Below are 26002 nucleotides of genomic sequence, written 5' to 3' on the forward strand. Positions count from 1 at the left end.
CATGCCGCTCGCGGTCGACAATGCGGACGATGACTCACGCCGTCGCCCACAACCCTCCCGCGACGATCACCGCATAGCGTGCAGCCTTGCCGGTCGCGACAAGAGCGACGAACACGCCGAGGTTCACGCGTGCGGCGCCCGCGGCAAGGGTGAGAGCATCTCCGACGACCGGCAGCCAGGCAAACAACAGTGTCCATTCGCCAAAGCGGCGGAACGTTCGGCATGCCTGCTCATAGCGATCCGTGGCGACTGGAAACCAGCGCCTGTTGTGCAGCCCGTCGATGCCACGCCCCAGAACCCAGTTCACCACGGAGCCGAGCGTGTTGCCGATCGTCGCCACCACAAGGAGCAGCCAAGGGTCACCGCGACCCGAGACGATCAGGCCGGCGAGCACCACCTCCGACGAAACCGGCAGGACGGTTGCGGCGAGGAAGGCGCTGAGGAACATTGCGCCATAGAGCGCCGCCACGCCGGACTATGCCTGCACGTCGACGACGCCCATCATGCCGAGCTGCTCATGCTCGAGGATGTGGCAGTGATACATCCTCGGCCCCGGCCGGTCCTGCCGCAGCAGCAGCCGCACCGTCTCTCCGCGCGCGACATTGACGGTGTCTTTCCAGGCGCGATAGGCCGGCTTTGACATGGTGCCGCCGCGTTCGTGCTCGACCACCTGGAACTGCGTCCCATGCACATGGAATGGATGATCCATGTCCGCCTCGTTGACGATCTCCCAGAGTTCGACCTGACCAGCCTTGGCGACGACGTCGATGCGCTGCATGTCGAAGGCGGCGCCATTGATCAGAAAGCCCATCTCCATGCCGCCGGCGTTCATGGCCATGGTTTCGGTGAAGACAAAGCGGCGGCTGACCGCCGGAGCGCCGAGTTGCGCGATCGGCCGCAGCCTGTCGGGCAGTGGCGGGACAGGCCCGGTCGGCGTCTCCGAGACATTGACCGTCAGCAGCGTCAGCCCGGCATCGGCAGGGCGCCCGGGACCCATCCAGCCGCGGTCATAGTCCAGCGTGGCAAGCGCGGCCGCGCCGGGCTTGTCGAAAGACACGACCAGTTCAAGCCGTTCCGCCGGGCTGAGCAGGATGTCGCCGGCAGCCACCGGGGCCTCCAGCAGACCGCCATCCGTTCCGATGATCGTCATCGCCGCGCCGTCGAAGGAAAGCCGCAGAAAGCGCGCGTTGGTCGCATTGTAGAGCCGGAAGCGCCGTTTCGCGCCAAAGGGCACCGCCAGTGTGGGATTCTTCTGCCCGTTGACCAACACATGGTCGCCGACGCGCCCGTTCATCAGGTCCGTCATCGTGTTGTCGGGCAAGGTGCCATCGGCCGCAAGGCGCAGGTCGGTGAAAACCAGCACGGTATCGCCATAGGCGGCCGGGATCGGATCGGCCTTCGGCTTGACCACGAACACGCCGGCAAGGCCGCGATAGACCTGCTCGGCGGTCTTGCCGTGCGGATGCGGGTGATACCAATAAGAGCCGGCGCTGCCTTCCGGCAGATCGAAACTGTAGGTGCGATCGGTGCCGGTGGCGACCTGGTCCATCGGATTGCCGTCCTGATCGGCCGGCACCGGCATGCCGTGCCAGTGGATGGTGCTTGCCTCGTTCGCGATCCGGTTGGCGAAGGTGATCTCGACGCGGTCGCCCTCCACGGCCTCGATCAGAGGCCCGGGGCTGGTGCCGTTGTAAGCGAGGATCGGCGTGTCCAGTCCTTCGGCAAAACGCGCCGTGGCGGACCCGGCCGTCAGCGTCGCCTTGAACAGACCCGGCCTGCCGGCTTCGTTCGCCAGCAGGGGCAATTCGCGCAACGCCTCGCCCTCGGGCAGAACCACCGTGCCTTGCGGCGCGGTGCCCATGTCATGGCCCGCGTGACCGCCCATATTCATGCCCGGCATGTCGTCCATCTTCATCTGCGCAGCGGCACGCTCGCCCACAAAAATCGTCGCAAGACCTGCTGCCAGAAAACCTCGCCGATGCATCTGTCGTTTCCTCGACCAGTCGTTGAACACCAAGGGCGACCCTAAGAGACTGCCGATGCCTGGCCAGGTCAATGCGGCGTTTGGGCCGCCTGATCGGCTCGGCGCCCTTAGTTCCTTGACATCGGGTATTTATCCGAAATTATGTAGGAAAGAAGGGATCGCAAGCATGACGGGAATCGCGCTTTCGGGCGTATCGAAGCACTTTGGCTCAGTCGAAGTGATCCGCGACGTGAGCCTGGACATCGAGCCGGGAGAACTGGTCGTGTTTCTCGGTCCGTCCGGTTCCGGCAAGACGACGCTGCTGCGCATGATCGCCGGCCTCGAAAGCATAGACCAGGGCACGCTGACGATCGACGGAGTGCGCTCGGAGAACCTTGCGCCGGGCAGGCGCAACGTTGCGATGGTCTTCCAGAACTACGCGCTTTACCCGCATATGACAGTCGCGGAGAACATGGCCTTCGGGCTGAGGAACATCCGGGTCGCGCCGGATGTCATACGCCAACGCATCGCCGAGGCTGCGCGTATCCTGGAGATCGAAGCGCTGCTCCAGCGGCGGCCGTCGCAGCTCTCCGGCGGGCAGCGCCAGCGCGTCGCTATCGGGCGAGCGATCGTCAAGGAGCCCAAGGCATTCCTGTTCGACGAGCCACTCTCCAATCTGGACGCAGCACTTCGAGCCCGTACACGCGTCGAGCTTGCCGAACTGCATCAGCGTTTGAAGTCGACGATGATCTACGTCACCCACGACCAGGTGGAAGCGATGACGCTCGCCGACCGTATTGTGATCCTCAACAATTGCCGGATAGAGCAGATGGGCAGACCCGTCGATGTCTATGCGCGTCCGGCGTCGCGATTCGTCGCGACCTTCGTCGGGTCACCCGCGATGAACATTCTGCCCGTTACGGTTTCGGGCTCGGGTGACAGGCTCAATGCGCGCTTGACCGACGGATCGCTGGTCGAACTTCCCGGCGCGCCGGTCAACAGGGATTGGCGCGAACTCGGCGTGCGGCCGGAATCGCTGACGGTCGTCGCGGAGGGCAATGAAACATCCGCCACGGCCACCGTTGTCGAGCGCCTTGGCGAGCGAACGCTCGTCTACGCACGGCTCGCGGATGGGACGCAGGTTACGGCACAGGATCGCGGGCTTTCGAGCGTCAAACCGGGCGACGCCGTTCGGCTGAAGTTCGACACCACGGCCCTGCATCTCTTCGCCGCGGACGGATCGGCCTGGCACGCGGGCGCTGACGGGGCCTGAACCTGCCCAGCGGCGATCGTGCCCTCCGGCATTGCGGTGCACTTGCCGGCGCTTTAGCCCTTGATACCTGCCGAGAGCGTTATCGCTTCGGTTACCCGGCGCTGGAAGCAGAGGTAGGCCAGTGCCACCGGCAGGCCGGCCAGTACGGCTGCCGACAGCTGGCGCGCGTAGTAGACACCGAAGGCGTCGTTGACCTGCGTGATGCCGACGGTGATCGTCATCATCTCGGTGCGGGTCACCGAGAGGAACGGCCACAAGAACGCGTTCCACGTCCAGATGAAGCAGACGATCGACAGCGCCGTCGTTACCCCCCAGTTCATCGGCATGTAGATCTTGAAGAGGATCCCGAATTCAGACGCATTGTCCATGACCGCGGCCTCGCGGAAATCCTTCGGGACCTGATCGAAGAACTGCTTGTACACGATGATGATGACGGGGTGGATAAGCTGCGGCAACATGATCCCGGCCCAGCTGTTGAGCAGGCCAAGGTTGGCGACCAGCACGAAATGATTGATGATCAATGCCGAAGTCGGAACCATGAAGGAGGCGAGGATCAGCCACCACAGCGCGATGCGCCCCGGGAACCGCAACTGCGAGATCGCGTAGCCGCACAGCATCGAGATGAAGATGGTGATGACCGTTACGCCGACCGCGACCGCCACCGAATTAACGTACCAGGCGCCGATCTGTGTGGTGGTCACGGCGCTAATGTAGTTCTCCAGCGTCGGCGTCTCGGGCCAGAGTTCGATGTAAGGCCGGACGACCTCGTCGTCCGGTTTGAGCGATGAGATCACCCCCCAATAGAGCGGGAATGCCCATAGGATGGCCCAGACGAGCGTCAGTGCCGTGATGATCCCGCCCCAGAAATTCCAGCGTTGCGCAGCCATGGCGTTCATCGGCGCCGCCTTTCGGCGAACCGGAGCAGTTGGAATTGCAGGACCGAGACGACCACCACGAGCACGAAGAGGGTAACGGCGACAGCCGCCGCCCTGCCTCCCTGGTTCTGCTGGAAGGCCTTTTGGAAGATGTAATAGACGAGGACCATATTGTCGTTCGGCCGGCCGCCGAACGAGAACAGATAGACCTGGTCGAAGATCTTGAGCTGCAGGATGAGCTGGATGGTCAACACCAGCGAGGTAACCGGCCATAGCAGTGGCCAGGTGATACGCCGGAACGTGGTCCATCGCGTCGAGTTGTCGAGTGCGGCGGCTTCGTAGATCTCCACTGGTATGGACCTCAGTCCGGCGAGGAAGAGGAGGATCGAGAAGCCCGCGGTCCACCAGATCGTCACCCCGGCCACCGCCGGCAAGAACCAGACGCGCGACTTGAAGACCGGTACGCGCGGGATTCCCAGCCAGTCCAGCACATGCATCGCGATCCCGAACTGGAAATTCAGCGTCCAGTCCCAGATCAGATAGACGACCGACACCGGCAAAATGTAGGGCAGGAAAAACAGCGCCAGCACGATCGACTGGAACCGGCCCTTGAGGCGCGACACGCCAAGCGCGATCAAAAGGGCGATGAGCGTCCCGGGGACGACCGTCATCAGCACGAAGTAAGCGGTGTTCCAGACCGCGCGCCGGAACATCGGGTCGTTGTCGAGCCGCAGATAGTTGTCGAGGCCAACCCACCGACCCGCGCCGATCAGCGGCGCATCGGTGAAGGAGATGCGGAACATCTGGACCGTCGGATAGACGAACGCCAGCAGGTAGATCGCCAGGAAGGGAGCGACCAGCACCAGCGCGACAAGACGTTCAGTGCGGGAGTTGCGAAGCATGGCTCTTCCTCGAACACGGCTGGGGCCGCCCTGGGCGGGCGGTCCCAGCCTTGAGCCTTACATGCTGTTCAGCTCTTCCTTGATGGATTTCACCGCCTCGCCTGGGTCCATCTCGCCGTTCAGGGTCGGCACGAAATAATTGGACATGATGTCGAAGATCGGCCCGGCGACACCGGCCTTGGTCGACTTCGGATCGAAGATCATGTTGGCCGTCAGCGTCGAGTAGGTCGCATTGGGCTGCATTGCCTTGTATTCGGCCGACTCGGTGACTGGCTTGTATGCCGGGATGTGGCCTGCCGTGGCCCAGAACAGCGAGTGCTTGTCGATCCATGAGATCACCTCGAGAACGGCGGCACGCTTTTCCGGGCTGAGCTCCTTGCCCTTGTTCTTCGGGATTGCGAACGAATGGCTGTCCGCATAGGTGCACGGTTTGTCGAAGATCACCGGGATCTCGACGGCGCCCCAGTCGAACAGCTTGCCTTGCTTGGCGAGGTCGGTCATCGTGGAAACTTCCCAGACGCCGTTGATCATCATTGCGGCCTTGCCCGAGGTGAACAGGGCGACGGTTGCGGGATAGTCCGTATAGGTCGACTGCAGCCCGGCCTTCGTCCACCCTTGCAGAACCGCCAACGCGTTCGCCAGCTTCTTGCCGTTGTCGCCGGCGAGGAATTCGTTGCCCGTCAGAAGCTCGCCGCCTTGCTGGCACACCAGCGAATAGATGGTGCGGTACATGAAGTTGCCGTCGGCGGTGACGCTGCCCAGCGGGAACTCGACGCCGGCATCCTTCAACTTCTGCAGTGTCGCGGTGAATTCCTCCTTGTTTTTCATCCCCACGGGACGGCCGTCGTCGCCGAGCACGCCTGCCTTCTTCAGGAGGACGCGATTGTAGTACAGGACGATCGGATGGGTATCGAGCGGCACTGCGTATTGCTTGCCGTCGACCGTCACGGCGCCCATCGTCGTCTGGGCGAAGTCCGAGGCCGAGAGGCCCATCTTGCTCATGTCGTCGGCGGTGATTTCTTCGAGAATGTCCTGGCTCACCGCCAGGGGAATACGGCTGGCATGATAGGTCATGACGTCTGGCGCCTCACCGACCGCGGCGGAGGTCTGCACCTTCGAGTAGAAGGGCGTGCCCCACTCCAGCGTCGTGGCGTCGATCTTGATCTTGCCGGTGTGGGCGGCGTTGAAGTCGGCGATCATCTGCTTCATGCGCACACCGTCGCCGCCGCCGAGGAAATCCCACCACATGACGGTTTCTTCGGCCTGGGCCGCGACGGCCCAGATTCCTCCGGCCGCAACCACCGCTATGGCCATCATCCTGCGAAAGTTCATCTCAGCTTCCTCCCGAGTACGGCGGTTAGATCCGCCTTGAACGTTTCAATGCTACACCAAACCAATCCGCCTGCAACGGATTTTACGATATGTATCCGATATCAGKATATTAACTCAAAGCGTCACACGCACCATCGAGTAGGAGTGCGGCGGCAAGTTCAGCGTCATTCCCTTGCTGTTGAGCGTTGCCCCATTGCCTTTGACCGGTGCTACGTTGTCCGGCGCGTCCTTGGTGTTGCAGGCCTCAAGATCGTCATGACGGATGATCGTGTGCTCGATGGACTTGGCGGCGAACCGCTCGAGGGCGATTTCGGCCTCTATCGTCTCGGACCCATGCCGATTGATTGCGAAGAAGGTCAGCGTGCCGGCGTTCGAATTGTGCACGCCTGCAATGTCGAGCCACGGCACCTTGTCGGCTACGGCCGCGTCATAGGTAGGCACCTCGACCGCGAGTTGCAGCGCGGTGCCGCGGCCGTACCTGGAGGCCAGCATAAAAGGCCAGTAGATCGTTTGCCGCCAGGCGCTGCCGCCGGGGTCGGTCATGATCGGCGCGATTACGTTCACCAGCTGCGCAATGCAGGCGATGCGAACAACATCCGACCGGCGGATGAAGGTGTTGAGGATGCAGCCGACCTGCAGCACGTCCTCGAAATTGTAGATGTCTTCCAAAAGCCTGGGCGCTTCCGGCCAGTCCCAGCCGCGCATGCGCTCGGCGTCCTGCTTGCGCTGATGGTACCAGACGTTCCACTCGTCGAAGGAGATCTTCACGTCCCGCTTCGAGCGGGTCTTGGCCTTCACGTAGTCGATGATGCCCGCGACGGTGCCGATGTAGCGGTCGAGCTTGGCCGGAAGAGCGAGATATTCGGCCGTATTCTTCTCGTAATTCTCGAAATACATGTGAAGGGAGATGTAGTCGACCTGCTCGTACGTCGCTTCCAGCACGGTCGCTTCCCACTGCGGATAAGTCGGCATATTGGAATGCGACGAGCCGCAGACGACCAGTTCCACCGTCGGGTCGAGGCCGCGCAACGCCTTGGCGGTCTCGTTGGCGAGATGCCCGTATTCGCTCGCCGACTTGTGGCCGACCTGCCAGGGGCCGTCCATTTCATTGCCGAGACACCAGAGGCGGCAGTTCCAGGGTTGCGCGCGTCCGTTCTTGGCCCTGAGATCTGACCAGTAGCTGCCGCCCGGGTGATTGACGTATTCGACGAAGGCCCGCGCCTCGTCGAGGCCGCGGGAGCCGAGATTGACGGCAAGCATCATCTCGGTGCCGGCTTTTTCGGCCCAGTCGGCGAATTCGTGGATCCCAACCAGGTTCGGCTCCGTGGTACGCCATGCAAGATCGAGCCGCCGCGGGCGGTTCTCCTTTGGGCCTATGCCATCTTCCCAATTGTAGGCGGACACGAAGTTGCCACCGGGGTAGCGGCAGATCGGCGTGTCGAGCGCACGTACCAGCTCGATCACGTCCTTGCGCATTCCCTGTGCGTCCGCTTGCGGATGTCCGGGCTCGTAGATGCCCGTGTAGACCGCCCGACCAAGATGCTCGAGAAACGAGCCATAGAGACGCTTGTCGATATCCGCGACGGTATAGGCCGCGTTCGCCGTGACTCTGGCCTTCATGATCCCTCCCACTGCGGATTATCAATCCGACTTTCCGATCTATATCCGGATCGTGGGTCAGTTAAGGGCGGAGTTGGTTCGGCCGTCAAGGGCCAAATATGCTCTCAAGCCTTCAGCAGGCGCAGAACGATGTCGTTGCTGTAATTGCCGAAGCCGCTGCCGAAGATGTTTATGCCGCCTGGGTGACGCGCATCTTCCTTCACACCGATACGTATCCGGATCGAGCGGTGCCGTTCGAGCTCCAGATCAGCCAGCGAGCATTTGGAAACCTTGTCGTTGTTGCGATAGGTGCCGTTGTTGGTGACGCGCCAGTGTGCGAGGTCGCCATACTGCGATCCGGCCAGCTTCCACCAGCCGGGCGTATGCTTGCCGCGCTTGTCGCCATAGTCGGCCGGCGCCGTCCAGGTATCGATCTCGTGTCCGTTGATCGCGACCGTGATGTCCGATGGCCAGTCCTTCGATGTGCCCGGCACCTCGGACGAAAGCTCCATCGCCAGCTCCAGCCCGCCGACTTTGGCATTGGCAAGCGTCGCATTGTTGGGAAACTGGTATTCGACGAAGCCGCGCGTGAACCACAGCAGCCCGGCCCGCATACGGTCAGGATCGAGGAAGGTATCGGGCACATCGAGAAGTCCGATGACGCCGTCCTTTGAACACAGGCCGCAGGGAGCGGAAACTTCGCATCTTGTGTAGAGACCAAGCGGCATCGCCACTTCTATGACGCCGAGATCCTGCGCCGGGGTGCGGTCCTTGAAGACGACAACCAGCTCCGAGAAGGTCGAATAACAGACCTTCTGGCTTCCCTTGCGCGCCTTCTGTGATTTCGTCTCGATCAGACCGACATCGACAAGAACCTGGATGTTTGCCGAAATTGTCGATTGCGGAAGACCCAGTTCTTCGGCCACCTGATTGACGTTTTTCGGCCCCTTGCGGTGCAGCAGGTCGAGAATCCGGACCCGAACCTCGCTCGCGAGGCTCTTCAACAGGTCGAGCCGCTCAAGCGGATCGACGACCATGATTTCATTCGACATATGGCCCCGCACTGGTCGCACGGGGTTATGTATCAGCAGATCAGATACAAATAAAGACGGTGGCGTTGCGAATTGAACCGCGTGGTCCGCGCCACTTGCAGGTCGGCGCATTGCCGACCTGCCTGCTCCTGCTGTCGAGACGGCTGGTTCAGGCCACCCGGACGACGAAATGCTTGGTAACCGGCTCGACGATCTTCCAGGTTCCCTTGAAATCGGCTTCCACCACGAAAGCGTCGCCCGGGCCGACTTCGACAGGTGTGCCGCCGTCGGGCGTGATGATGATGCGGCCGGCGATCATGTGCACGAATTCATAGTCGGTGTAGGTCGCATGATAGGTGCCGGGCGACGCCCGCCACGTGCCCGACATCACCTTGCCGTCTTCCGTCGTGTGCTGGACGGCGGTTTGCATGGTCGGGTGGCCCTCGACCACGACCCAGCCAGGCAGGTCGCCGGCTTCCGCGTGTTCGATCGCGCCGAATTTGAGGATCGTCTTGTTGGTCATGCCGGGTTTCCTTCTGCTTCATGTATCGCAGCGGTCGGATAGCCGATGCATGGGACGGCGGCAATGCATGCGCGACGACAACGAGCGGCGTTTACGCGCCTGGGCGTCTTGGGAAATCCGCGACCGCCCTACGGCTTGTGACGGGCAGAGACCAGTTCCGCCTTGCGCCGCGCCGTCTCGAGCCCAAGGCCGATGAAGGCGCGCGCGTGCTTGGCGAGCGCCATATTGTCGGCCCACAGATTGCGCCAGATGGCGGTCTTCTTCGACAGGTTCTCGTCGACGATCTCCGAGGAGAAGGATTCGAAGCTGAGATCGTCGGCATAGCCGATGGCCGTCAGCGCATCGAAAATCGCCGCGAAGTCGATATTGCCGGTGCCGAGGAAACCCCGATGGCTCTCGCCGATATGGACATAGCCGATCTTGCCCGCGGCGTGGCGGATGGCCAGCCCGACATCGGCCTCCTCGATGTTCATGTGGAACGTGTCGAGGTGCAGGAAGATGTTGTCCGAGCCGGTATCCTCGATGAAGGCGAGACCTTGCGCGGCGGTGTTGAGCAGATTGCTTTCGAAGCGGTTGACGATTTCGAGATTGAGCGTGACGCCAGCCGCCTTCGCCGTCTCGGCGACTTTCGCCAGCGCAGCAGTGCTGCGGTTCCATTGATCGCGCGTCGGCGCTTCGATCTGCAGGCCATGGCCGGCCGACAGGATGCCGGCGACCTTGCGGCCGCCAAGATCGCGCGTCAGCGCGATGGTCTGGTTGAGGATCTCGACGCCGCGCGCGGCGACCGCCTTGTCGGCGCTCGATATGTCGCCGTCACCAGGCAATCCGATGCTGATCGCCACGCCGAGGCCGAGATCGGCGATGCGTTTGGCAAGCCCGCCAATGTCGACATCGGCCGGGTTGAGATAGGAGAATTCGATCAGGTCGAAGCCGGCCTCCCTGGTGTTGGCCAGTGTGCGTTCAAGCTCGCTCTGTGCCGAGCTTGCCGACCAGACGAAAGAATGGATTCCGATGCGCGCCATGATCGTCTCCGGTTTGCGGCGATGAGAATGGGCGCGGCCGGACAAATCCGGCCGCGCCTGTTGGAGTGATCAGCGGGCCGCGGTCCAGCCCTTGTAGTCCTTCAAATTCTCGGCGGTGATCAGCTTCGGATCGAGCAGCACGGTGGCCTCGGCCGGCTTCTTGCCGGCAAGCAGCTCGGCCGCCATCGTCAGCGACTGGCCGGCCATCACATAGGGATCCTGCGAGGCCGAGGCCTTGATCATCGAGGTGCCGGAAGAGAGCTCCTTTTCGATATCGGGCGCGCCGTCGACCGCGGTGAAGATGAACTCGGAGCGGTTGAGCTGCTTGGCGGCGAGCTGGGCGCCGATCGCCGTCGGGTCGTTGATGGCGAACACCGCGTCGATCTTGTCGAAGCGGGTGAGCAGCGACTGGAACACTTTCAGGCCGCCGTCGCGCGAACCTTCGGCGTTCTGGTCGTCGGACAGGATCTTGATGTCGGCATGCTGCGAAAGCACGTTCTTGCAGCCCTTGACCCGCTCCAGGATCGACGAGGATGCCGGGCCGTTGAGGATGACGTAGTCGCCCTTGCCGCCGGTATGATCGACCAGATACTGGCAGGCCTCCTCGCCGGCCTTGACGTTGTTGGTCATCACGGTGACGTCGGCGCCCGGCGCCGAGACGTCGAAGGCGGCGACGATGATGCCGGCGGCCTGTGCCTTCTTCACCGCCGGCGCGATCGCCTTGGCGTCGACCGCGTTGAGCATGATCACGTCGACGCCCGCGGCGATGAAGGAATCGACCTGCGAGACCTGTTTGTTGAGGTCATAGTCGGCCGATACCGACGTCACCTCGACCTTCGGATTGATCTTCTTGGCCGCGTCCTCGATGCCCTTGATGGTGGCGACGAAGAAGGGGTTGCCGAGCAGGCCGACCGAGATGCCGACCTTGTTGAGGTCCTTGGCCGATGCCGGCGCGATGGCGACGGCCGCGAACGCGGCGCCGCAGAGCAGTTTGGCGATGGTCTTCATTACGCTTACTTCCTCCTGATGCCCCGCGCCTCTCACGGTGCGTTACACGAGCCGGTCTTTGATGCCGGCGACTCGGTCACTCACGTTCTCGCCCCTGCCTGGAGCCGGTAGCGGTCGAGGGCGACCGCCACGATGATGACCAATCCCTTGATGATGTACTGCCAGATGTCCGAGACACCGGCCAAGATGAGCCCGTTGGAGAGCACCGCGATGATCAGGCCGCCGATCAGCGTGCCCCAGATCGAGCCGACGCCGCCGACGAAGCTGGTGCCGCCGAGGATGACGGCGGCGATGGCGTCGAGCTCGTAGGACTGGCCGAGCTGCAGGCCGTTGGCGGCATAAAGCCTTGCCGCCGACATGGCGCCGCCGAGGCCGGCGAGCAGGCCGGACACGCCATAGACGAACAGCAGCACCAGCGGCACCTTGATGCCGGTCAGCCGCGCTGCCTCGGCATTGCCGCCGACGGCATAGATCCAGGTGCCGAGCACGGTGCGCTTGAGCACCAGCCAGGACAGCACCACGACCGACAGCGCGATGACGACCAGCCAGGGGATGCCGAACAGCGAGCCATTGCCGATGAAGTCGAACGGCAGGTCCGAATTGAACACCGTCGTGTCCTGCCCGAGCAGGCGGGCGATGCCGCGCACGGCCGTCAGCGAACCCAGCGTGACGATGAAGGGCGGCAGCCTGATATAGGCGACGAGCAGCCCGTTCACGAGCCCAAAGCCGAGGCCGACGAGGATGGCCGCCGGCACGCCGAGCAGGCCCCAGTCCGGCACCAAGGACACCAGCACCGCCACCATTGCCGACGCGGCAAGGATGGAGCCGACCGACAGGTCGATGCCGCCGGTCAGGATGACGAAGGTCATGCCGGCCGCGAGCACGATGTTGATCGACGATTGCTGCGTGACGATGAGCAGATTGGTCTCGGTGAGGAAACGCGGATTGATGAACTGGAAGCCCGCCGCCAGCAGCACCAGCACCGGCAGCATGCCGAGCGCCGCGAAGGCCGTGCGCAGCCGCCGGCTCCTGACCGCCGCCTGATCCACGCTCGTCGTCGTTCTGTCGGTCATTCCTGGGCCGCTCCCGTCGCAAGTTCCATGATCGCCTCCTGACGCAGCGGCTCGCCTCCGGATGCCGTCACCTCGCCTGCTATGGCGCCGTCGCGCATCACCAGCACGCGGTCGGCGACGCCGATCACCTCGGGCAATTCGCTGGAGATCATCAGGATGGCGATGCCCCGGTTGGCGAGGTTGTCGATCAGCCGGTAGATTTCCGACTTGGCGCCGACATCGACGCCGCGCGTCGGCTCGTCGAGGATGACGACTTTCGGCTCGGTCTCCAGCAGCCGGGCGAGCAGCACCTTCTGCTGGTTGCCGCCCGACAGCGAGCCGGCATTGGCCTGCGCCGAGCGGGTGCGGATCGACAGGTCCGCAATGGCTTTCGCCGCGCGCCTTTCGGCGGCGCTGAAGTCGCGCAATCCGCCGGTCAGCGCGTCCCTGGCCAGCACGCCCATGCTGATGTTGTCGGAAATCGACATGTCGAGGAACAGGCCGAGTTCCTTGCGGTCCTCGGTGAGGTAGGCGATGCCGGCGTCGAGCGCTTCGCGCGGCGAGCCAATGGAGATCGGTTTGCCGTCGAGTTCCAGCGTGCCGGCGCTGCGCCTGTCGGCGCCGAAGATCAGCCTAGCGAGTTCGGTGCGGCCGGAGCCGACAAGACCTGCCAGAGCCAGAACCTCGCCCTTGTGCAGGTCGAACGAGCAGTTCTTCAACAGGCGCCCGTCGGACATGCCGCGCACCGAGAGTGCGATGGCGCGCTTCGCGTCCGGAGGGCGATGATCCTTCTTGTAGAAGGCGGAGAGATCGCGGCCGACCATCATCGAGACCAGCCGCGAAGCGTTGAGGTCGGCGCGCTCCAGCGTGCCGACATAGCCGCTGTCGCGCAGCACGCTGACGCGGTCGGCGAGCTGGTAGACCTCTTCCATGCGATGGCTGATGTAGATGATGGCGATGCCTTGCGCCTTCAGCGTCGCGATCACTTCGAAGAGGCTGTCGGTCTCGCGCGACGTCAGCGACGTGGTCGGCTCGTCCATGACGATGATGCGCGCATTGGTCGACAGGGCACGGGCGATCTCGACCAGCTGGCGCTCGCCGAGCGACAGGCTGGAGACCAGCGCACGCGCTGAGAAGGAGACGCCAAGCCGGGCGATGATTTCGTTCGCCCGCCGGCTGCATTGATCGCGGTCGACAATGCCGAAGCGCCGCGGCTCGTTGCCGAGGAAGATGTTCTGCGCCACCGTCAGATTGGGCGCCAGCGACAGTTCCTGATAGATCACCGCGATACCGGCGGCGCGCGCCTTGATCGGATCGCCGGTCGCGGCGGGCACACCGTCGATCAGGATCTCGCCGCCGGCATCCGGCCGATAGGCGCCCGACAGCACCTTCATCAGCGTCGACTTGCCGGCGCCGTTCTCGCCCATCAGCGCATGCAGCTCGCCGGCATGGACGGTGAGCGAAACATCCTGCAAGGCGCGGATCGCACCGAATGTCTTGGAGATGTGAAGCATCTCCAGCACAGGATGGCTGCTTGCCTGTTTCTGCGCCGTCGCGCTCATCGTGCACCACCCGCGGCCTTGATGGCGGCGGCCTGCCCGCCGACGTGATCGCGCCAGGCGTCGCGATAGCCGGTTAAGCCTCCGAAGCGCGTCGCATGCACCGGCTCCGGCGCCTCGGCGGCGAAGTCGCGCCCGACGCTCTCGAAGGCAAGCGCCGCCGCGCCCGTGGCGCTGCCCTCCAGCGTGGCGCCCTGCAGGAAGGCCTGGCCGGGACGCAGCTCAGCCAACAGCCCGGCAAGCAGGCCGCCAGCGTTCAGCCCGCCATCGACGATGACGGTGTTTTGGGAATGGATGAGGTCGAGGCAGAGATCGACCATCAGCGCCACATAGAGCAGAGCCGCCGCGGCGCGTTCTGCGGCATCGGGCGCGCGCCCGACCAGCCGGCCGGGACGGTCCGGCATCGGCCCGCCCGGCGCGAAGCTCGGCAGCGCCATGATGCCGGCGTCGATCGCTTGCTGGACCGCGCCATGCTGGATCGCGCCTTGCCAGCCGCCGCTGATGGCGGCGAATTCGCGTCCGCCCATGAAGCGGATGGTCGGCACCGGGCCGCCGTCGACATCGACATTGACCAGCATGTCGCGGTCACGGTCGAGCACGTCCAGCGGGCAGTCGGGATTGAGCACGACGACCCAGGTGCCGGTCGACACCACGGTCAGCGGGCCAAGCTCCTGGCGGCGATAGGCATGGAGCGCCGCATTCGAGTCGTGGACGCCATTGTGGATGGCGATCGGCTGTGCCGCTCCGCCAAGGCGCCGTTCGCCGATGACCGCGCCGGCGCGCGCGAAGCCCGGCATCTGGCCGCGCCACCCCTCGGCATCGACCAACGATGAAAAGTCCTGGCTGCGCGGCGCCCACAAATGCGAATGACAGCCGAGGTAGGATACTTCCGAGACCGCTCGGCCACCGAGGCGCCAGCTCCAGTATTGGGGGTAGCCGAGAATCGACTTCGCCGCAGCGAACGCGTCGGGATCGACCTCCTGCAGCCACAGCATGTGTCGGCCGTAGTTGAAGCCGAGCGGCAGGCGGGGCGAGAACGTCTCGGCAAAATTCGGGATGCGACGATCGATCCGGGCAGCGATTTCGGCCGGCGGCTCCTGCTCGTAGTCGAGGATCGGATGCGTCAGCGCCGCGTCGTCCACGAGAGCGAAGGTGCAGCCATGGCCCGACACCATCACCCCTTGCACGCCATGGTTTTCGACCGCGTCCGTGACAGCACCGAGCGCCCAGTCGTGGAGGGTGGCCTCGTCGAGCACGCTGAAGCCGTCCTGGCGCGTCCATTTCGGCTGGGTCCGGCGCTCGTCGAGGATGCGTCCGTCCTGGCCGAAGACGAACAGCTTCGAATTGGTCTTGCCGAAATCGAGCACCGCCACTTTCACGGCACGGCTCCCGAGGTGGACGCGATCCGCAACATGACGCCGGCATCCTCCAGCATGCGCGCATCGGCATCCGACAGGCCGTCATCGGTGATCAGCGTGCCGATGCGCGATAGCGGCAGCGCGACATTGCGCGCGTGGATCGACAGTTTGCGGCTGTCGGCCAGCACCACAATCTGGTCGGCGCAGAGGCTGAGATCGACAATGGAGCGCACCAGCAGCGGATGCGATTCCAGCACGCCTTCCTGGTTGAGGCCTTGCGCGCCGAGAAAGAATTTCGAGGCGTAGAAGGGCGTTGCCTGAGTCAGCGAATGGATGATGCCGGGTTCGCGATGCAGCTCGCCGCCGGCAACCGTCAGGCTGCAATGGCCGTGGTCGCTGAGATAGGCCGCGAGCGGCATCGAATTGGTGTAGAGGCGAATGTTGCGCTCGGCGAGCTTGACGCCGAGATGGAAGCAGGTCGAGCCGCCATGGACGATGACCGCGTCGCCGTCGCGCACCATGGTCGCCGCGATGGCCGCGATCTGCCGCTTGGCCTCGACCGCGAGGTCACGGTTCTCGTCATAGGGCCGGGCATAGGCGACGCCCGCATGCGATGCGCCGTCGAGCGCCGAGATGCCGCCATAGACCTTGCGCGCCTCGCCGGCCTCGTCGATCCGGTCTATGTCGCGCCTGACCGTCGCCGCCGAAACGCCAAGCCGCTCCTGCAGCTCGCGCACCGAGGCGAACGGGCGGTCCCGCAGCAATTCGACGATCTGACGCTGGCGGCCGGAGTCGCTCAACTCTTTCCTCCCAAGTGCCATTTTCCATGGCAATTGGTGCAACTTACTCAACAATAGTCAGATTGCAAGCTGGTTTTGATGATAGTAGATCACTGTTGACGTAAGTCGCTCGCATCTGCGATATCAGCGCCAACACCGGCCCCAGCGGCGGGATCCCGGGCAAGCGTTGAAGGAAAGGCGCCATGGCAACCCAAGCTGACGCGCAGGAACTGGCGGCCTTGCGGGCGCTTTCGGCCAGCATCGGGCTCAACCCGCATATGACCCAGGCGGCAGGCGGCAATACCTCGCTCAAGGCCGGCGACACGCTGTGGATCAAGGCCTCCGGCACCTGGCTGAAGGATGCGCTCAGCGACGACATCATGGTGCCGGTGGCAATGGCGCCGCTGCTCGAGGCGGTCGAAGAGCGCGATCCCGCCGCCGACAAGCCGCAGGCCTTCGCCATCGAGGAACTCAACACGCGCGGCCTGCGCCCGTCGATCGAAACCACGGTGCACGCCTTGATGCCGCAACGCGTGGTTTTGCATGTCCACTGCGTCGACACGATTTCGCTTGCCGTGCAGGCCGATGGCGAGGCCGAGGTCGCCAGGCGGCTCGGCGGCATCGAATGGGCCTATGTGCCCTATTGCCGGCCGGGCCTGCCGCTCGCCCGTGGCATTTCCGAGAAACTGCGGCCTGGTGTCGATGTCCTGATCCTTGGCAATCATGGGCTGGTCGTCGCCGCCGAAACCGTCGCCGAGGCGCAGAGGCTGCTCCATCGCGTCCGCGCGCTGTTGGCACGGCCGGCGCGTGCGACTGCAGCGCCCGACGTCAGGGCTCTGACAGCGCTTGCGGCAGACAGCGTCTACCGATTGCCGGCGGATCTAGAAGCTCATGCGGTCGCGCTCGATCCGCAAAGCCGCCGCATGGCGGAGGCCGGCAGCCTCTATCCGGATCATGTCATCTTCCTCGGCCAGGGCTCGATCGTAGCGAGGTCGGGCGAGAATGCGGCGGGGGTCGCCGCGCGCCTCGGCACGGCACCCATGGCGATCCTGTTCCCCGGCGCCGGCGTGCTGATGCGCCGCGACGCCAGCGCCGGCGCCGACGCCATGCAGCGCTGCCTCGCCGACGTGGCCGCGCGCGTCGATGTCGCGTCGCGGTTGAATTATCTCACCGCTGCCGAGAACGACGAACTGGTCAATTGGGACGCCGAGCAGTATCGCCAGAAGCTCAATGCCACAGGCGGCTAGCAAAGGACTGAAGACATGATGCCCCTTGTCATCGGCATCGACATCGGCACGTCGGGCGCGCGCGCCGTCGCCATGCGCCCGGATTTTTCCATTGCCGGCCAGTCCGCCGTTCGGCTCGACAGATTCGGCCAAAATCCCCGCGACCCCTCGGCATGGTGGCAAGCGGTCCAGGCGGCTCTGACGGAACTGCTTTCGGGCATCGACCGCGCTGCTGTCCGCACTATCGCCGTCGACGGCACGTCGGGCACGCTGCTGCCGGTCGACGCCGTCGGGCGGCCGCTGACTGAGCCGCTGATGTACAACGACAAGGTCGACGACGCCAACATCCTGGCAGCCGTCGCCCGCGAGGCGCCGGACGCGAGCGCCGCGCACGGCGCGACTTCCGGCCTCGCCAAGGCGTTACTGTTCCAGCATCTGCCCGGCATCGCGGCCGTGCTGCACCAGGCCGACTGGATCGCCGCAAACTTCTCCGGCCGCTTCGACGTCAGCGACGAGAACAATGCACTGAAGACAGGCTATGACGTCGAGGCGCGCCGCTGGCCGGACTGGATCGCGGCCACCGGCATGCGCGTGGACTTGCTGCCTCATGTCGTCGAGCCGGGTGACGTCACCGGCACGCTCACCGCGGCCGCCGCGGAACTGTTTGGACTGCCGCGCGATGTGGTCGTGGTCGCCGGCACCACGGATGGCTGTGCCTCGTTCCTGGCGACGGGCGCCACGACGGCTGGCGACGGCGTCACGGCGCTGGGATCTTCGCTCACCATCAAGATCCTCTCCGACCGGCCGATCTCGGCGCCGCGCTTCGGCATCTACAGCCATCGCCTCGGCGACACCTGGTTGGCCGGCGGCGCGTCGAATTCCGGTGGCAAGGTGCTGGCGCAGTATTTTCCGCTGGCGCGGATCATCGAACTCAGCGCGGCAATCGACCCCACGACGCAAACCGGGCTCGACTATTATCCGCTCGGCGCATCGGGCGAGCGCTTTCCGATCGCCGATCCCACCTTGCCGCCGCGTCTTTCGCCGCGACCAGCTGATGATGCTGACTATCTCAAAGCGATGTTCGAAGGCATGGCCGCGATCGAGGCGCTCGGCTACCGCAGGCTGGCCGAGCTCGGCGCGCCGGCGCTGACCTCCGTCAGGAGCGTCGGCGGCGGCGCCGCAAATCCGGCCTGGACTGATATCCGGCGGCGCAAGCTCGGCGTCGATTTCCTGCCGACACTTTCCGATGAGGCGGCCGCCGGCACGGCGCGGCTGGCGCTGAAGGGCGCAAACAAGGCAGGACTGGCATGAGTGCGAAGGAGATCGAACGCCTCGACGGTATCGGGCCCCTGGCCGAGCGATACCAGGTATTCCTGCTCGACCAGTTCGGCGTGCTGCATGACGGCCAGGCTCCTTATCCAGGCGCGGTAAAGGCATTGTTGGCGCTGAAGCGCGCCGGCAAGACGGTGGTGCTGATCTCCAATTCCGGCAAGCGCGCCAAGCCCAATGAGGACCGGCTGCTGAAACTCGGCTTCGCCGCCGGCAGTTGGGATCATTTTGTCTCCTCCGGCGAGGTGGCGTGGCGATCCTTCAACGACATGGCGGCGTCGGGAAAGCTGCGTCCGGGGACAAAATGCCTGCTGATCAGCCGCGACAACGACCGCACGGCGATCGAGGGCCTGCCCTTTGTGCTGACCGAGGCCGGTGAGGACGCCGAACTGGTGCTGATCTCCGCCAGCGAAGGCGACCGCCACGACCTCGACCATTACCGCCAACTGCTCGCCGCGGCGGCAGCGCGAAAGGTGCCGTGCTTCTGCACCAACCCGGACAGGATCATGCTGACGGCGGCAGGGCCGCGCTTCGGCGCCGGCGAGATCGCCGATCTCTACGAAAGCCTGGGCGGCAGCGTCACCCGCATCGGCAAACCCTATCGCGCGATCTTCGCTGCGGCCCTGGCGCTGGCCGGTGAGCCTGAGCGCGGCAGCGTCGTCTGCGTCGGCGACAGCGTCGAGCACGACATTGCTGGCGGCAAAGGTGTCGGCGTCGCCACGGCCCTGGTGCTCGGCGGCATATTGGCGGACACACCGGATCTCGCCGCCGTCTTCGACGAGCAGCAGGCCTGGCCCGATTACATCACGGCATCCTTCAGCTTGGGCTGACCGCCTCGAGCATGCGCTTGGCGCTTTCCTCGTCGGTGATCAGGATCGTCGGCGCGATCAGGTTCATCGCACCGAGCAGCGCCTCGGTCTTCTCCTCGCCGCCGGAGGTGAGGATGCGGATTGGCGCCGCGCGCAGACGGTCGACTTCCACCGACATCACGTGGCTGTTGACGGGATGGTCGACCAGGTCGCCATTGCGGTCGAAGAAATGGAACAGAAGGTCGCCGACGGCGCCACGCTCGAGCAGGGCCTCGCGGTCCGCTTCCCTGAGAAAGCCGCCGCGGGAGAAGGTGGTGGCCGAGGCGATGCCGCCGACGCTCAGCAGAACCGCATCGAGCACGTTGGCCATTTCAAAGACCTCCTGCAGGCCGCAGCGCTCGACCAGCGCGATCTTGGTCTCGACACTATCGACGACGGCCGGCGTCGGGATCAGATAGCCGTCGCCCTGGAATATCTGGGCAAAGCGCCAGGCGAACTCGGCCGGGTTGTAGCGCCGCACGACGCCGACACCACCCAGCAGCGAAATGACCTTGAAATCGGTGAGCGACTTGGCGCTGATGAAGGGCAGGCTGGAGAACAGCGTCCGGCCCCAGCCGACGCCGACGCGCATGCCGGATTTCATCGTGTCGGACAGGAAAGCCCCGGTCTTGGCGCTGATTGCCGGGATCGGATCGGCATTGGGCGCGGTGAGCGGGGCGACCAGCGCCTGCTGCAGGCCGAAGGTCCGCTCCAGCGCGCGCTCCAGCCGTACGATCTCCGACAATTCGCTCTCGATGGTGATCTTCACCTCGTTGCGCGAACGCGCCTCGGCCAGCATGCGCACGATGGTGACGCGGCCGACGCCAAGCACGTCGGCGATCTCGTTCTGCGTCATCTGCTCGACGAAATACATCCAGGCGGCGCGAATCCTGAGGCGGTCCGTCCGGCTTTCACTGGCCACCTGCTCGGTCGCCTCTGCTCCTGCCCGCCCTTCTTCCGTCTGTCGTCGCCTGGCCAATCATCCCTCCCCCGCGGCGACGGAAGAGCGCGCCGTCGCCGATTCTGCATGCTGGTCTAGTATCGCCTATTGATCTACCAATCGATAGGAACAATGTAGAGTCGGTGGCTGGCCCCTCGCCGGCCGCCCTGCAAGACACTTTCGAGGCAGACCGCGATGCTCCGACAAATCTCCGAAGACGTCCGCGTCAATTTGAAGGACCGGTTGCGGGAGGTCCGCGACATCATCCGGCAAAGCCGCCATGACGGCACCGGCGACGCCAGCTTGTTGCGCGAAGCGACCAGCCATCTGCCGCCGTTTCCGGGCAAGGGCATCGAAGGCCTGCTCAGCCATGCCGCCAGCGCCGTCGACGAGGCGCTGTCGATCGCTGAATCCTTTGTCCCGCACGAGCGCCCGATCAAGGTGGACGGCACGACCGTGAAAGGCCTCGGCACCTATTTTCCGGCCGGAAACGAAGAGCGGCAGTTGAGCGCCGAGCGCCTGTTCCGGCGCGACATGTACTATTTGACGAAGGCGGTGCTCGCCGGGCTGAAGATCGACAACGCCCGCATCCACGAAGCCGATTTCGCCGCCGCGCATGCCACGATGCGCAAGCGCCATGGTGATCTGCTGGCCGCGTTGACCGCGCCGGGCGCGGGACTGCAGGCAATCGCGGCCACTTGCGCGGCGTTGCTGGTCGAGTTGCTCAGCCAGCGTCCGGTGCGCTTTGGCGAAGCCGCGCCGGAAACGGCCGGGGAGCGCGCGCTCGACATAAGCTGCCTGGCGCCGGTGGTTCTGGCCTGCGGCCTGGCGACAACTGGCCGCGACGGCGCGCCTGAGCCCGACATGCTGGAGATCGCGATCCTGGCTGCCGATATCCGTCACGACCGCATCGCGCAGGCCTGCGCCAAGGCAAGCCCGGTCGAGGAACTGACACCAGTCTTTGCCACCTTGCTTGCGCATTTGCCGTAAGCTCCAGCAGCGCTTCCGGAAATCTAGTCCCCGGCCGTCATGGCCGTGATCGTTTTCTTGGCGCGCTGGATCGAGGCCGGGCTCATCGAAAGCTCGGTCAGACCCATCTCGATGAAGGCCGGGATCAGATCCGGGCGTCCGGCGGCCTCGCCGCACATGCCCACCATGATGCCGGCGGCGACGCCGGCTTTGGCCGTCAGCTCGATCGCCGACATGACCGCCGGATTGGTGACGTCGTTGAGCTTGGCGACGGTCGGGTTGAGCCGGTCGGCGGCCATGATGTATTGGGTGAGGTCATTGGTGCCGATCGAGAAGAAGGCCACTTCCTTGGCCAGCGCCGGGGCGATCAGCACGGCGGCCGGGGTCTCGATCATCACGCCGAGATCGAATGTCGCATGCGGCACGCCTTCGGCTTTGAGTTCGGCGGCGCATTCATCGACCAGTGCGCGGGTGCGCGTCACTTCGGAAATATCGGACACCATCGGCAGCATCACCTTGATGTTGCCGTGCACGGCCGCCCGCAGCAGCGCCCTGAGCTGGCGTTTGAAAATATCGGGCCGGTCGAGGCACATTCGAATGCCGCGCCAGCCGAGAAAGGGGTTCTCCTCATCGGGGAACTCGATGCCGGCGATAGGCTTGTCGCCGCCGATGTCGAGCGTGCGCACGATGACCGGATAGGGCGCGAAGGCCTTGGCCAGTGCCGCATAGGTCTCGGCCTGCATGTCCTCTGAGGGGAGGTGCATATGACGCATGAACAGGAGTTCGGTGCGGAACAGGCCGACGCCCATGGCGCCCGCTTCCTGCGCCGCCTCGATCTCCTCCAGCGAGCCGATATTAGCCGCGACCTCGATCACCTTGCCGTCGGCACGTTTCGGCGTCACCATCTTGAAGACGGTCAGGCCGGCGCGCTCCTTCGCCGCCGCTTCGACACGGCCGGCATAGTCGGCCCGCGTCGCCTCGTCCGGATCGATGATTACATGGCCGGTGTTGCCGTCGAGCGCCACGTCGCGCGCGATGCGCAAGGCATTGACCTGGTCGCCGAGGCCCAGCACCGCCGGAATGCCGTGCGAGCGCGCGATGATGGCGATGTGCGAGGTGGCGCCGCCATGGCCGCAAATCACCCCGCCAATGCGCTTCAGCGGCGCCCGAGCCAGATCCCAGGCGCCGATGTCGTCGGCGATCAGAATGGCGCCTTCGGGAATGCTTTCGAGGCTGACGTCGTCCTGGCCGAGCAGCACCAGACAGATCTGCCGCCCGACGGCGTGGACATCGTCGGCCCGCGCATTGAGGTAGTGATCGTCGACCGCGCTGAAATCGGCGGCGATCGTGGAGGCTGCGGTGATGACGGCCGAGACCGCGTCGTTGCCGCCCCTGATCGCCTTTTCGGCCTCGCCGGTCAGGCTGTCGTCGGCGGCGATATCCCTGAGTGCCGCGACGATGCCGCGGTCTGCGGCCGACAGGCTGTCCTGCGCCAAGGCCCGGTCCATGCGCGCCTGGACGGCGGCGACCGCGGCACGGAACCTGTCGATCTCGCCGGCAATCTCTTCGGCCTGCAGCATGCGGCCCTGTCCGGCGATCTCGGGCGGGAAATGTGCGAAGGCCGGCCCGATCGCGACGCCCTCGCTTGCCGCGACACCGCGCAAGCCGTTCGCTTCGCCTGCTGCAGCCGGCACGGATTGGGGTGCCGATGCGGATGCCGCCTGGCCGGCATCATTGGCCGGGCGCTGCGGCTCGGCTTCGTCGTCGAGACCCGCCTTGGGGTTTTCGAGATAGCCGATCAGCGCTTCGATCGCCTCGATGGCGTCGGCGCCGTTCGCCCGCACGGTGACTTCCTGGTTTTCCTTGACCGCCAGCAGCATCAGCTTGACGGAGCTCTTGGCGCTGACCGCCTTGCCGTCCTTGACCAACTCGACATCGGATTCGAAGCCCTTCGCGAGCTTGACGAACCGTGTGGCGGGACGGGCGTGCAAACCTTCATGCACTCTGACGATGGTCGAGCGTTCCATGGCAAATACTCTGCTTTTCCTAGAGCAATTCGTCCACAAACGACGAATTGCTCTAACTCTTTGTTCTAACGCAATTCCGGGCGGAAAACCGTTTCACACTTTTCCTGGAATTGCTCTGGAGCCGAAACCAGATGGGTCGCGGCGCGAATGCTTCACGCGGCGATGGTGATGATCGCGTCCGTCTTCAGGGCGGCCACGAGCGCCTGGGCATCGACCTGCGATGCGCAGATCTCGCCGGGCCTTTCGGCCTCGGTGGCGCCATTGAACGAGATGACGACATGGCCCATCTCGAGCACCTTGCTCCATGCGCTGGAGCCGACGGCGGTTATGACGGCGGAAACCGGACCAAGGGTGATCGACGCGCCCTTTTGCGGCGCGCCGTCGCTGGGTCCAAGCTCCGTCTTGTGGAGCACCGAAACCTCGGCAAGCTCCGGCGGCGAGCCATCCGCAAAGAGGATGACCACGCCCCCTTCGGCAAGATCCGCCACTTCGGGCCCGATGGAAGTGACCCGTGTTCTCAGCAGAACCGACATGTGGCGAACCTCATTCTCTTATTTCCTTAGAACACGATCAGGCTGACGACCCATGCGATCAGCACGGATACGGGGCCCATGATCTGGCGGCTGATGAGCACCGCCGGCACGCCGATTTCGATCGTCTTCGGCTTGGCCTCACCGAGCGCCAGGCCGACGGGGACGAAGTCGCAGCCCACCTGGGTATTGTAGGCAAACAGCGCCGGGAGAGCCATCGCCGGCGAAATCGTGCCGTTGGCGATCTGCGGGCCGATGATGGCCACGCCGATGACCTGCGCGATGACGGCGCCCGGCCCCAGGATGGGCGACAGGAATGGCAGGCCGCAAATGGCCGAGATGATCAGCAGGCCGACAATGTTGTTGGCCAGCGGCCCCATCGGCTGGGCGAGCACATCACCGATGCCGGTGTAGAGGATCAGGCCGATGAGCATGGTCACGAAGGCCATGAACGGCAGCACGTTGCGCACCACCTGGTCGATCGTGCGGCGGCCGGAATTGAAGAAGATGCCGACCACCCGGCCCATGACGCGGCCGATCGAGCTGATCAGGCCGATCAGCCCGCCTTCGCTCGGCAGCGGCTGTGGCGCCGCGGCAGCAGTGTTATTGCTTGAACTCATCGATGCTGCTCCCCCCGCAGTGGTGACGGCCTCGGACCCGTCCGCCATTGTGACGTTGGCCGGCTTCACGCCCGAAACGTAGATGTCCTCGGTGATGAACTGGGCGAGCGGCCCAGCCTGGCCGACCGGCGTCAGATTGACGGTCGGGATGCGCTTGCGCGGATAGACGCCGCAGCGTGCGGTGCCGCCGCAGTCGACAACGACCACCGCCATCTCGCCTTCGATCGGCGGCGCCTTGAAGCCGTCGACGGCCGTGGCGCCGGTCATGTCGGCGATAAGTTGGGCGACGGGATGGATGCCGCCGCCGGTGACGGAGACGACCTTGTCGCGCTGCGCGGTCGGCTCGATGACGAGCGGGCCACCCCAGCCTGTGTTGCCCCGCGAGATCTTTACGGCTTTGAATGTCCTGTCCATGATGTCCTCCCCGCCCTTACAGCTCGACGCCCTGGCGGCGTGCCATGATGGTGGTGATGCGCTCGGTCAGCATGCCCTTGAGCAGGATGACGACGAGGCCGACAATGGCGTACCAGATCGCCACCTTGACGTGGTAACCGGCGACGACAACGCCCTTCTTCTCAAGCTCGAGCAGAGCCACGAGAATGCCGCCCCAGACGAAATATTCGCCCGGATTGATGTGCGGGAACAGGCCAAGCGGCGGATGCACGTAGGACACGGCCGCGTCATAGAAAGCCGGCTTGTGCTTTTCTTCCAGGAACGATCCGAACGTGTAGGCCATCGGATTGGTGAGGAAGAACACCGCCAGCAGAGGCAGCAGCGTATAGCGGGTCAAGGCAATCCTGCCGGCGCCGCGCGCCAGGCCATGCACGCGCTCTTCGCCGACCAGTTCGGTGACGGCGTAGAAGGCGGTCATCAGCACCACCAGCGTCGGAATGATGCCGGTGACGAAGCCGGCGAACACTTCGCCGCCCTTCTGGAAGATGCCGATGAAGTACTTGCCGATGGCGGTCAGCCAGCCGAGCTGCTCTTCCTGCTGGACTTCCTTCAGCTTTTCCTTGAACTGATCAACGGTTATGGGTCCGCTGTCTGCTTGCGCAAGGACAACGAGATGGTCGGAAGCATGCTCGACGGCGAGCTTGCCATGCAATGCAGCATCCGAGACCATGGCACCCGCGACATGCAGATTGTGCACGGCCATGTCGGCATGCTGCGCCAACAACGAAAATACAGACATTTCTCCTCCTTATGCCGCCCGCCGGTTATCCCAGTCGGTGCGCGG

General features: G+C 64.6%; 24 protein-coding genes. 5 read left to right on the forward strand and 19 right to left on the reverse strand.

The window, feature by feature from the left end:
- Positions 1-34: 34 nt before the first annotated feature.
- Together AB4Z43_RS31925 and AB4Z43_RS31930 are read right to left on the reverse strand one after the other, a co-directional pair.
- Positions 35-469, reverse strand: a complete 435-nt coding sequence (locus AB4Z43_RS31925) for a YqaA family protein (RefSeq protein WP_441940719.1) — start codon at positions 467-469, stop codon at positions 35-37.
- 6 nt (positions 470-475) lie between these two features.
- On the reverse strand, positions 476-1984 hold the full coding sequence (locus tag AB4Z43_RS31930) for a multicopper oxidase family protein (RefSeq protein ID WP_064981031.1): 1509 nt from the start codon (positions 1982-1984) through the stop codon (positions 476-478).
- 166 nt (positions 1985-2150) lie between these two features.
- On the opposite strand from AB4Z43_RS31930, the gene AB4Z43_RS31935 reads away from it, so the two are divergent.
- On the forward strand, positions 2151-3236 hold the full coding sequence (locus tag AB4Z43_RS31935) for an ABC transporter ATP-binding protein (RefSeq protein WP_019861494.1): 1086 nt from the start codon (positions 2151-2153) through the stop codon (positions 3234-3236).
- 53 nt (positions 3237-3289) lie between these two features.
- Here AB4Z43_RS31935 and AB4Z43_RS31940 read toward each other — a convergent pair whose 3' ends face one another.
- From AB4Z43_RS31940 to AB4Z43_RS31995, 12 genes are all read right to left on the reverse strand, one after another.
- Entirely contained in the window at positions 3290-4132 is an 843-nt protein-coding gene (locus AB4Z43_RS31940; RefSeq protein WP_019861495.1) for a carbohydrate ABC transporter permease, read from the reverse strand.
- On the reverse strand, positions 4129-5013 hold the full coding sequence (locus AB4Z43_RS31945; protein WP_038649988.1) for a carbohydrate ABC transporter permease: 885 nt from the start codon (positions 5011-5013) through the stop codon (positions 4129-4131). Before AB4Z43_RS31945 ends, AB4Z43_RS31940 begins: the two co-directional genes overlap by 4 nt.
- Positions 5014-5070: 57 nt before the next feature.
- A complete protein-coding gene (locus AB4Z43_RS31950) occupies positions 5071-6345 on the reverse strand; it encodes an extracellular solute-binding protein (protein WP_441940722.1) in 1275 nt (424 codons plus the stop codon).
- A gap of 114 nt (positions 6346-6459) precedes the next feature.
- Positions 6460-7965, reverse strand: coding sequence for an arabinosylfuranosidase ArfA (arfA, locus tag AB4Z43_RS31955; RefSeq protein ID WP_064981033.1), 1506 nt, complete (start codon positions 7963-7965; stop codon positions 6460-6462).
- Positions 7966-8069: 104 nt separating this feature from the next.
- A complete protein-coding gene (locus AB4Z43_RS31960; RefSeq protein ID WP_038653432.1) occupies positions 8070-8996 on the reverse strand; it encodes an ArsR/SmtB family transcription factor in 927 nt (308 codons plus the stop codon).
- Positions 8997-9144: 148 nt separating this feature from the next.
- Positions 9145-9498 carry a cupin domain-containing protein gene (locus tag AB4Z43_RS31965; protein WP_019861502.1) on the reverse strand — a complete coding sequence of 118 codons (354 nt, stop codon included), beginning with the start codon at positions 9496-9498 and terminating at the stop codon, positions 9145-9147.
- A 128-nt stretch (positions 9499-9626) separates the two neighbouring features.
- Complete coding sequence (locus tag AB4Z43_RS31970) at positions 9627-10520, reverse strand: sugar phosphate isomerase/epimerase family protein (RefSeq protein ID WP_019861503.1); 894 nt, start codon at positions 10518-10520, stop codon at positions 9627-9629.
- 69 nt (positions 10521-10589) lie between these two features.
- Positions 10590-11528, reverse strand: coding sequence for an ABC transporter substrate-binding protein (locus AB4Z43_RS31975; protein ID WP_027047452.1), 939 nt, complete (start codon positions 11526-11528; stop codon positions 10590-10592).
- A gap of 80 nt (positions 11529-11608) precedes the next feature.
- Positions 11609-12601 (reverse strand): ABC transporter permease subunit, encoded by a 993-nt coding sequence (locus AB4Z43_RS31980; protein ID WP_019861505.1) that lies wholly within the window; start codon positions 12599-12601, stop codon positions 11609-11611.
- Positions 12598-14142, reverse strand: a complete 1545-nt coding sequence (locus AB4Z43_RS31985; RefSeq protein ID WP_441940726.1) for a sugar ABC transporter ATP-binding protein — start codon at positions 14140-14142, stop codon at positions 12598-12600. Before AB4Z43_RS31985 ends, AB4Z43_RS31980 begins: the two co-directional genes overlap by 4 nt.
- Positions 14139-15518, reverse strand: a complete 1380-nt coding sequence (locus AB4Z43_RS31990; protein WP_038650001.1) for a carbohydrate kinase — start codon at positions 15516-15518, stop codon at positions 14139-14141. The genes AB4Z43_RS31985 and AB4Z43_RS31990 overlap by 4 nt, the downstream gene beginning before the upstream one ends.
- Positions 15515-16297, reverse strand: a complete 783-nt coding sequence (locus AB4Z43_RS31995) for a DeoR/GlpR family DNA-binding transcription regulator (RefSeq protein WP_027047453.1) — start codon at positions 16295-16297, stop codon at positions 15515-15517. The genes AB4Z43_RS31990 and AB4Z43_RS31995 overlap by 4 nt, the downstream gene beginning before the upstream one ends.
- A 182-nt stretch (positions 16298-16479) precedes the next feature.
- Between AB4Z43_RS31995 and AB4Z43_RS32000 the strand changes: the two genes are divergently transcribed.
- Genes AB4Z43_RS32000 through AB4Z43_RS32010 form a run of 3 tightly spaced genes read left to right on the forward strand, consistent with a single transcriptional unit; the run spans position 16480 to position 19661 of the window.
- Positions 16480-17523 (forward strand): class II aldolase/adducin family protein, encoded by a 1044-nt coding sequence (locus tag AB4Z43_RS32000; protein WP_441940729.1) that lies wholly within the window; start codon positions 16480-16482, stop codon positions 17521-17523.
- 15 nt (positions 17524-17538) lie between these two features.
- Positions 17539-18813: an FGGY-family carbohydrate kinase gene (locus tag AB4Z43_RS32005; RefSeq protein ID WP_441940731.1), complete on the forward strand. Its 1275-nt coding sequence runs from the start codon at positions 17539-17541 to the stop codon at positions 18811-18813.
- Entirely contained in the window at positions 18810-19661 is an 852-nt protein-coding gene (locus AB4Z43_RS32010) for a TIGR01459 family HAD-type hydrolase (RefSeq protein ID WP_441940733.1), read from the forward strand. The genes AB4Z43_RS32005 and AB4Z43_RS32010 overlap by 4 nt, the downstream gene beginning before the upstream one ends.
- Here AB4Z43_RS32010 and AB4Z43_RS32015 read toward each other — a convergent pair.
- Entirely contained in the window at positions 19648-20658 is a 1011-nt protein-coding gene (locus AB4Z43_RS32015) for a sugar-binding transcriptional regulator (protein ID WP_027047454.1), read from the reverse strand. The two genes, AB4Z43_RS32010 and AB4Z43_RS32015, sit on opposite strands and share 14 nt — an antisense overlap.
- A gap of 156 nt (positions 20659-20814) precedes the next feature.
- Here AB4Z43_RS32015 and AB4Z43_RS32020 point away from each other — a divergent pair, with 156 nt between their 5' ends.
- Positions 20815-21609 carry a hypothetical protein gene (locus AB4Z43_RS32020; RefSeq protein WP_441940735.1) on the forward strand — a complete coding sequence of 265 codons (795 nt, stop codon included), beginning with the start codon at positions 20815-20817 and terminating at the stop codon, positions 21607-21609.
- A gap of 23 nt (positions 21610-21632) precedes the next feature.
- Here the strand turns inward: AB4Z43_RS32020 and ptsP are convergent, their stop codons facing one another.
- The 4 genes from ptsP to srlA form a co-directional block, all read right to left on the reverse strand.
- A complete protein-coding gene (ptsP, locus tag AB4Z43_RS32025; protein ID WP_202361486.1) occupies positions 21633-23615 on the reverse strand; it encodes a phosphoenolpyruvate--protein phosphotransferase in 1983 nt (660 codons plus the stop codon).
- Positions 23616-23767: 152 nt separating this feature from the next.
- Positions 23768-24148, reverse strand: a complete 381-nt coding sequence (locus tag AB4Z43_RS32030) for a PTS glucitol/sorbitol transporter subunit IIA (RefSeq protein ID WP_010911815.1) — start codon at positions 24146-24148, stop codon at positions 23768-23770.
- Positions 24149-24174: 26 nt separating this feature from the next.
- Entirely contained in the window at positions 24175-25179 is a 1005-nt protein-coding gene (gene srlE / locus AB4Z43_RS32035; RefSeq protein WP_038650011.1) for a PTS glucitol/sorbitol transporter subunit IIB, read from the reverse strand.
- Between the two features lie 16 nt (positions 25180-25195).
- Positions 25196-25957 (reverse strand): PTS glucitol/sorbitol transporter subunit IIC, encoded by a 762-nt coding sequence (gene srlA / locus AB4Z43_RS32040; RefSeq protein ID WP_027047456.1) that lies wholly within the window; start codon positions 25955-25957, stop codon positions 25196-25198.
- Positions 25958-26002 lie beyond the last annotated feature (45 nt).

Origin of the sequence: Mesorhizobium sp. 2RAF45 (assembly GCF_052115225.1) — a bacterium.
GTDB lineage: Bacteria > Pseudomonadota > Alphaproteobacteria > Rhizobiales > Rhizobiaceae > Mesorhizobium > Mesorhizobium jarvisii.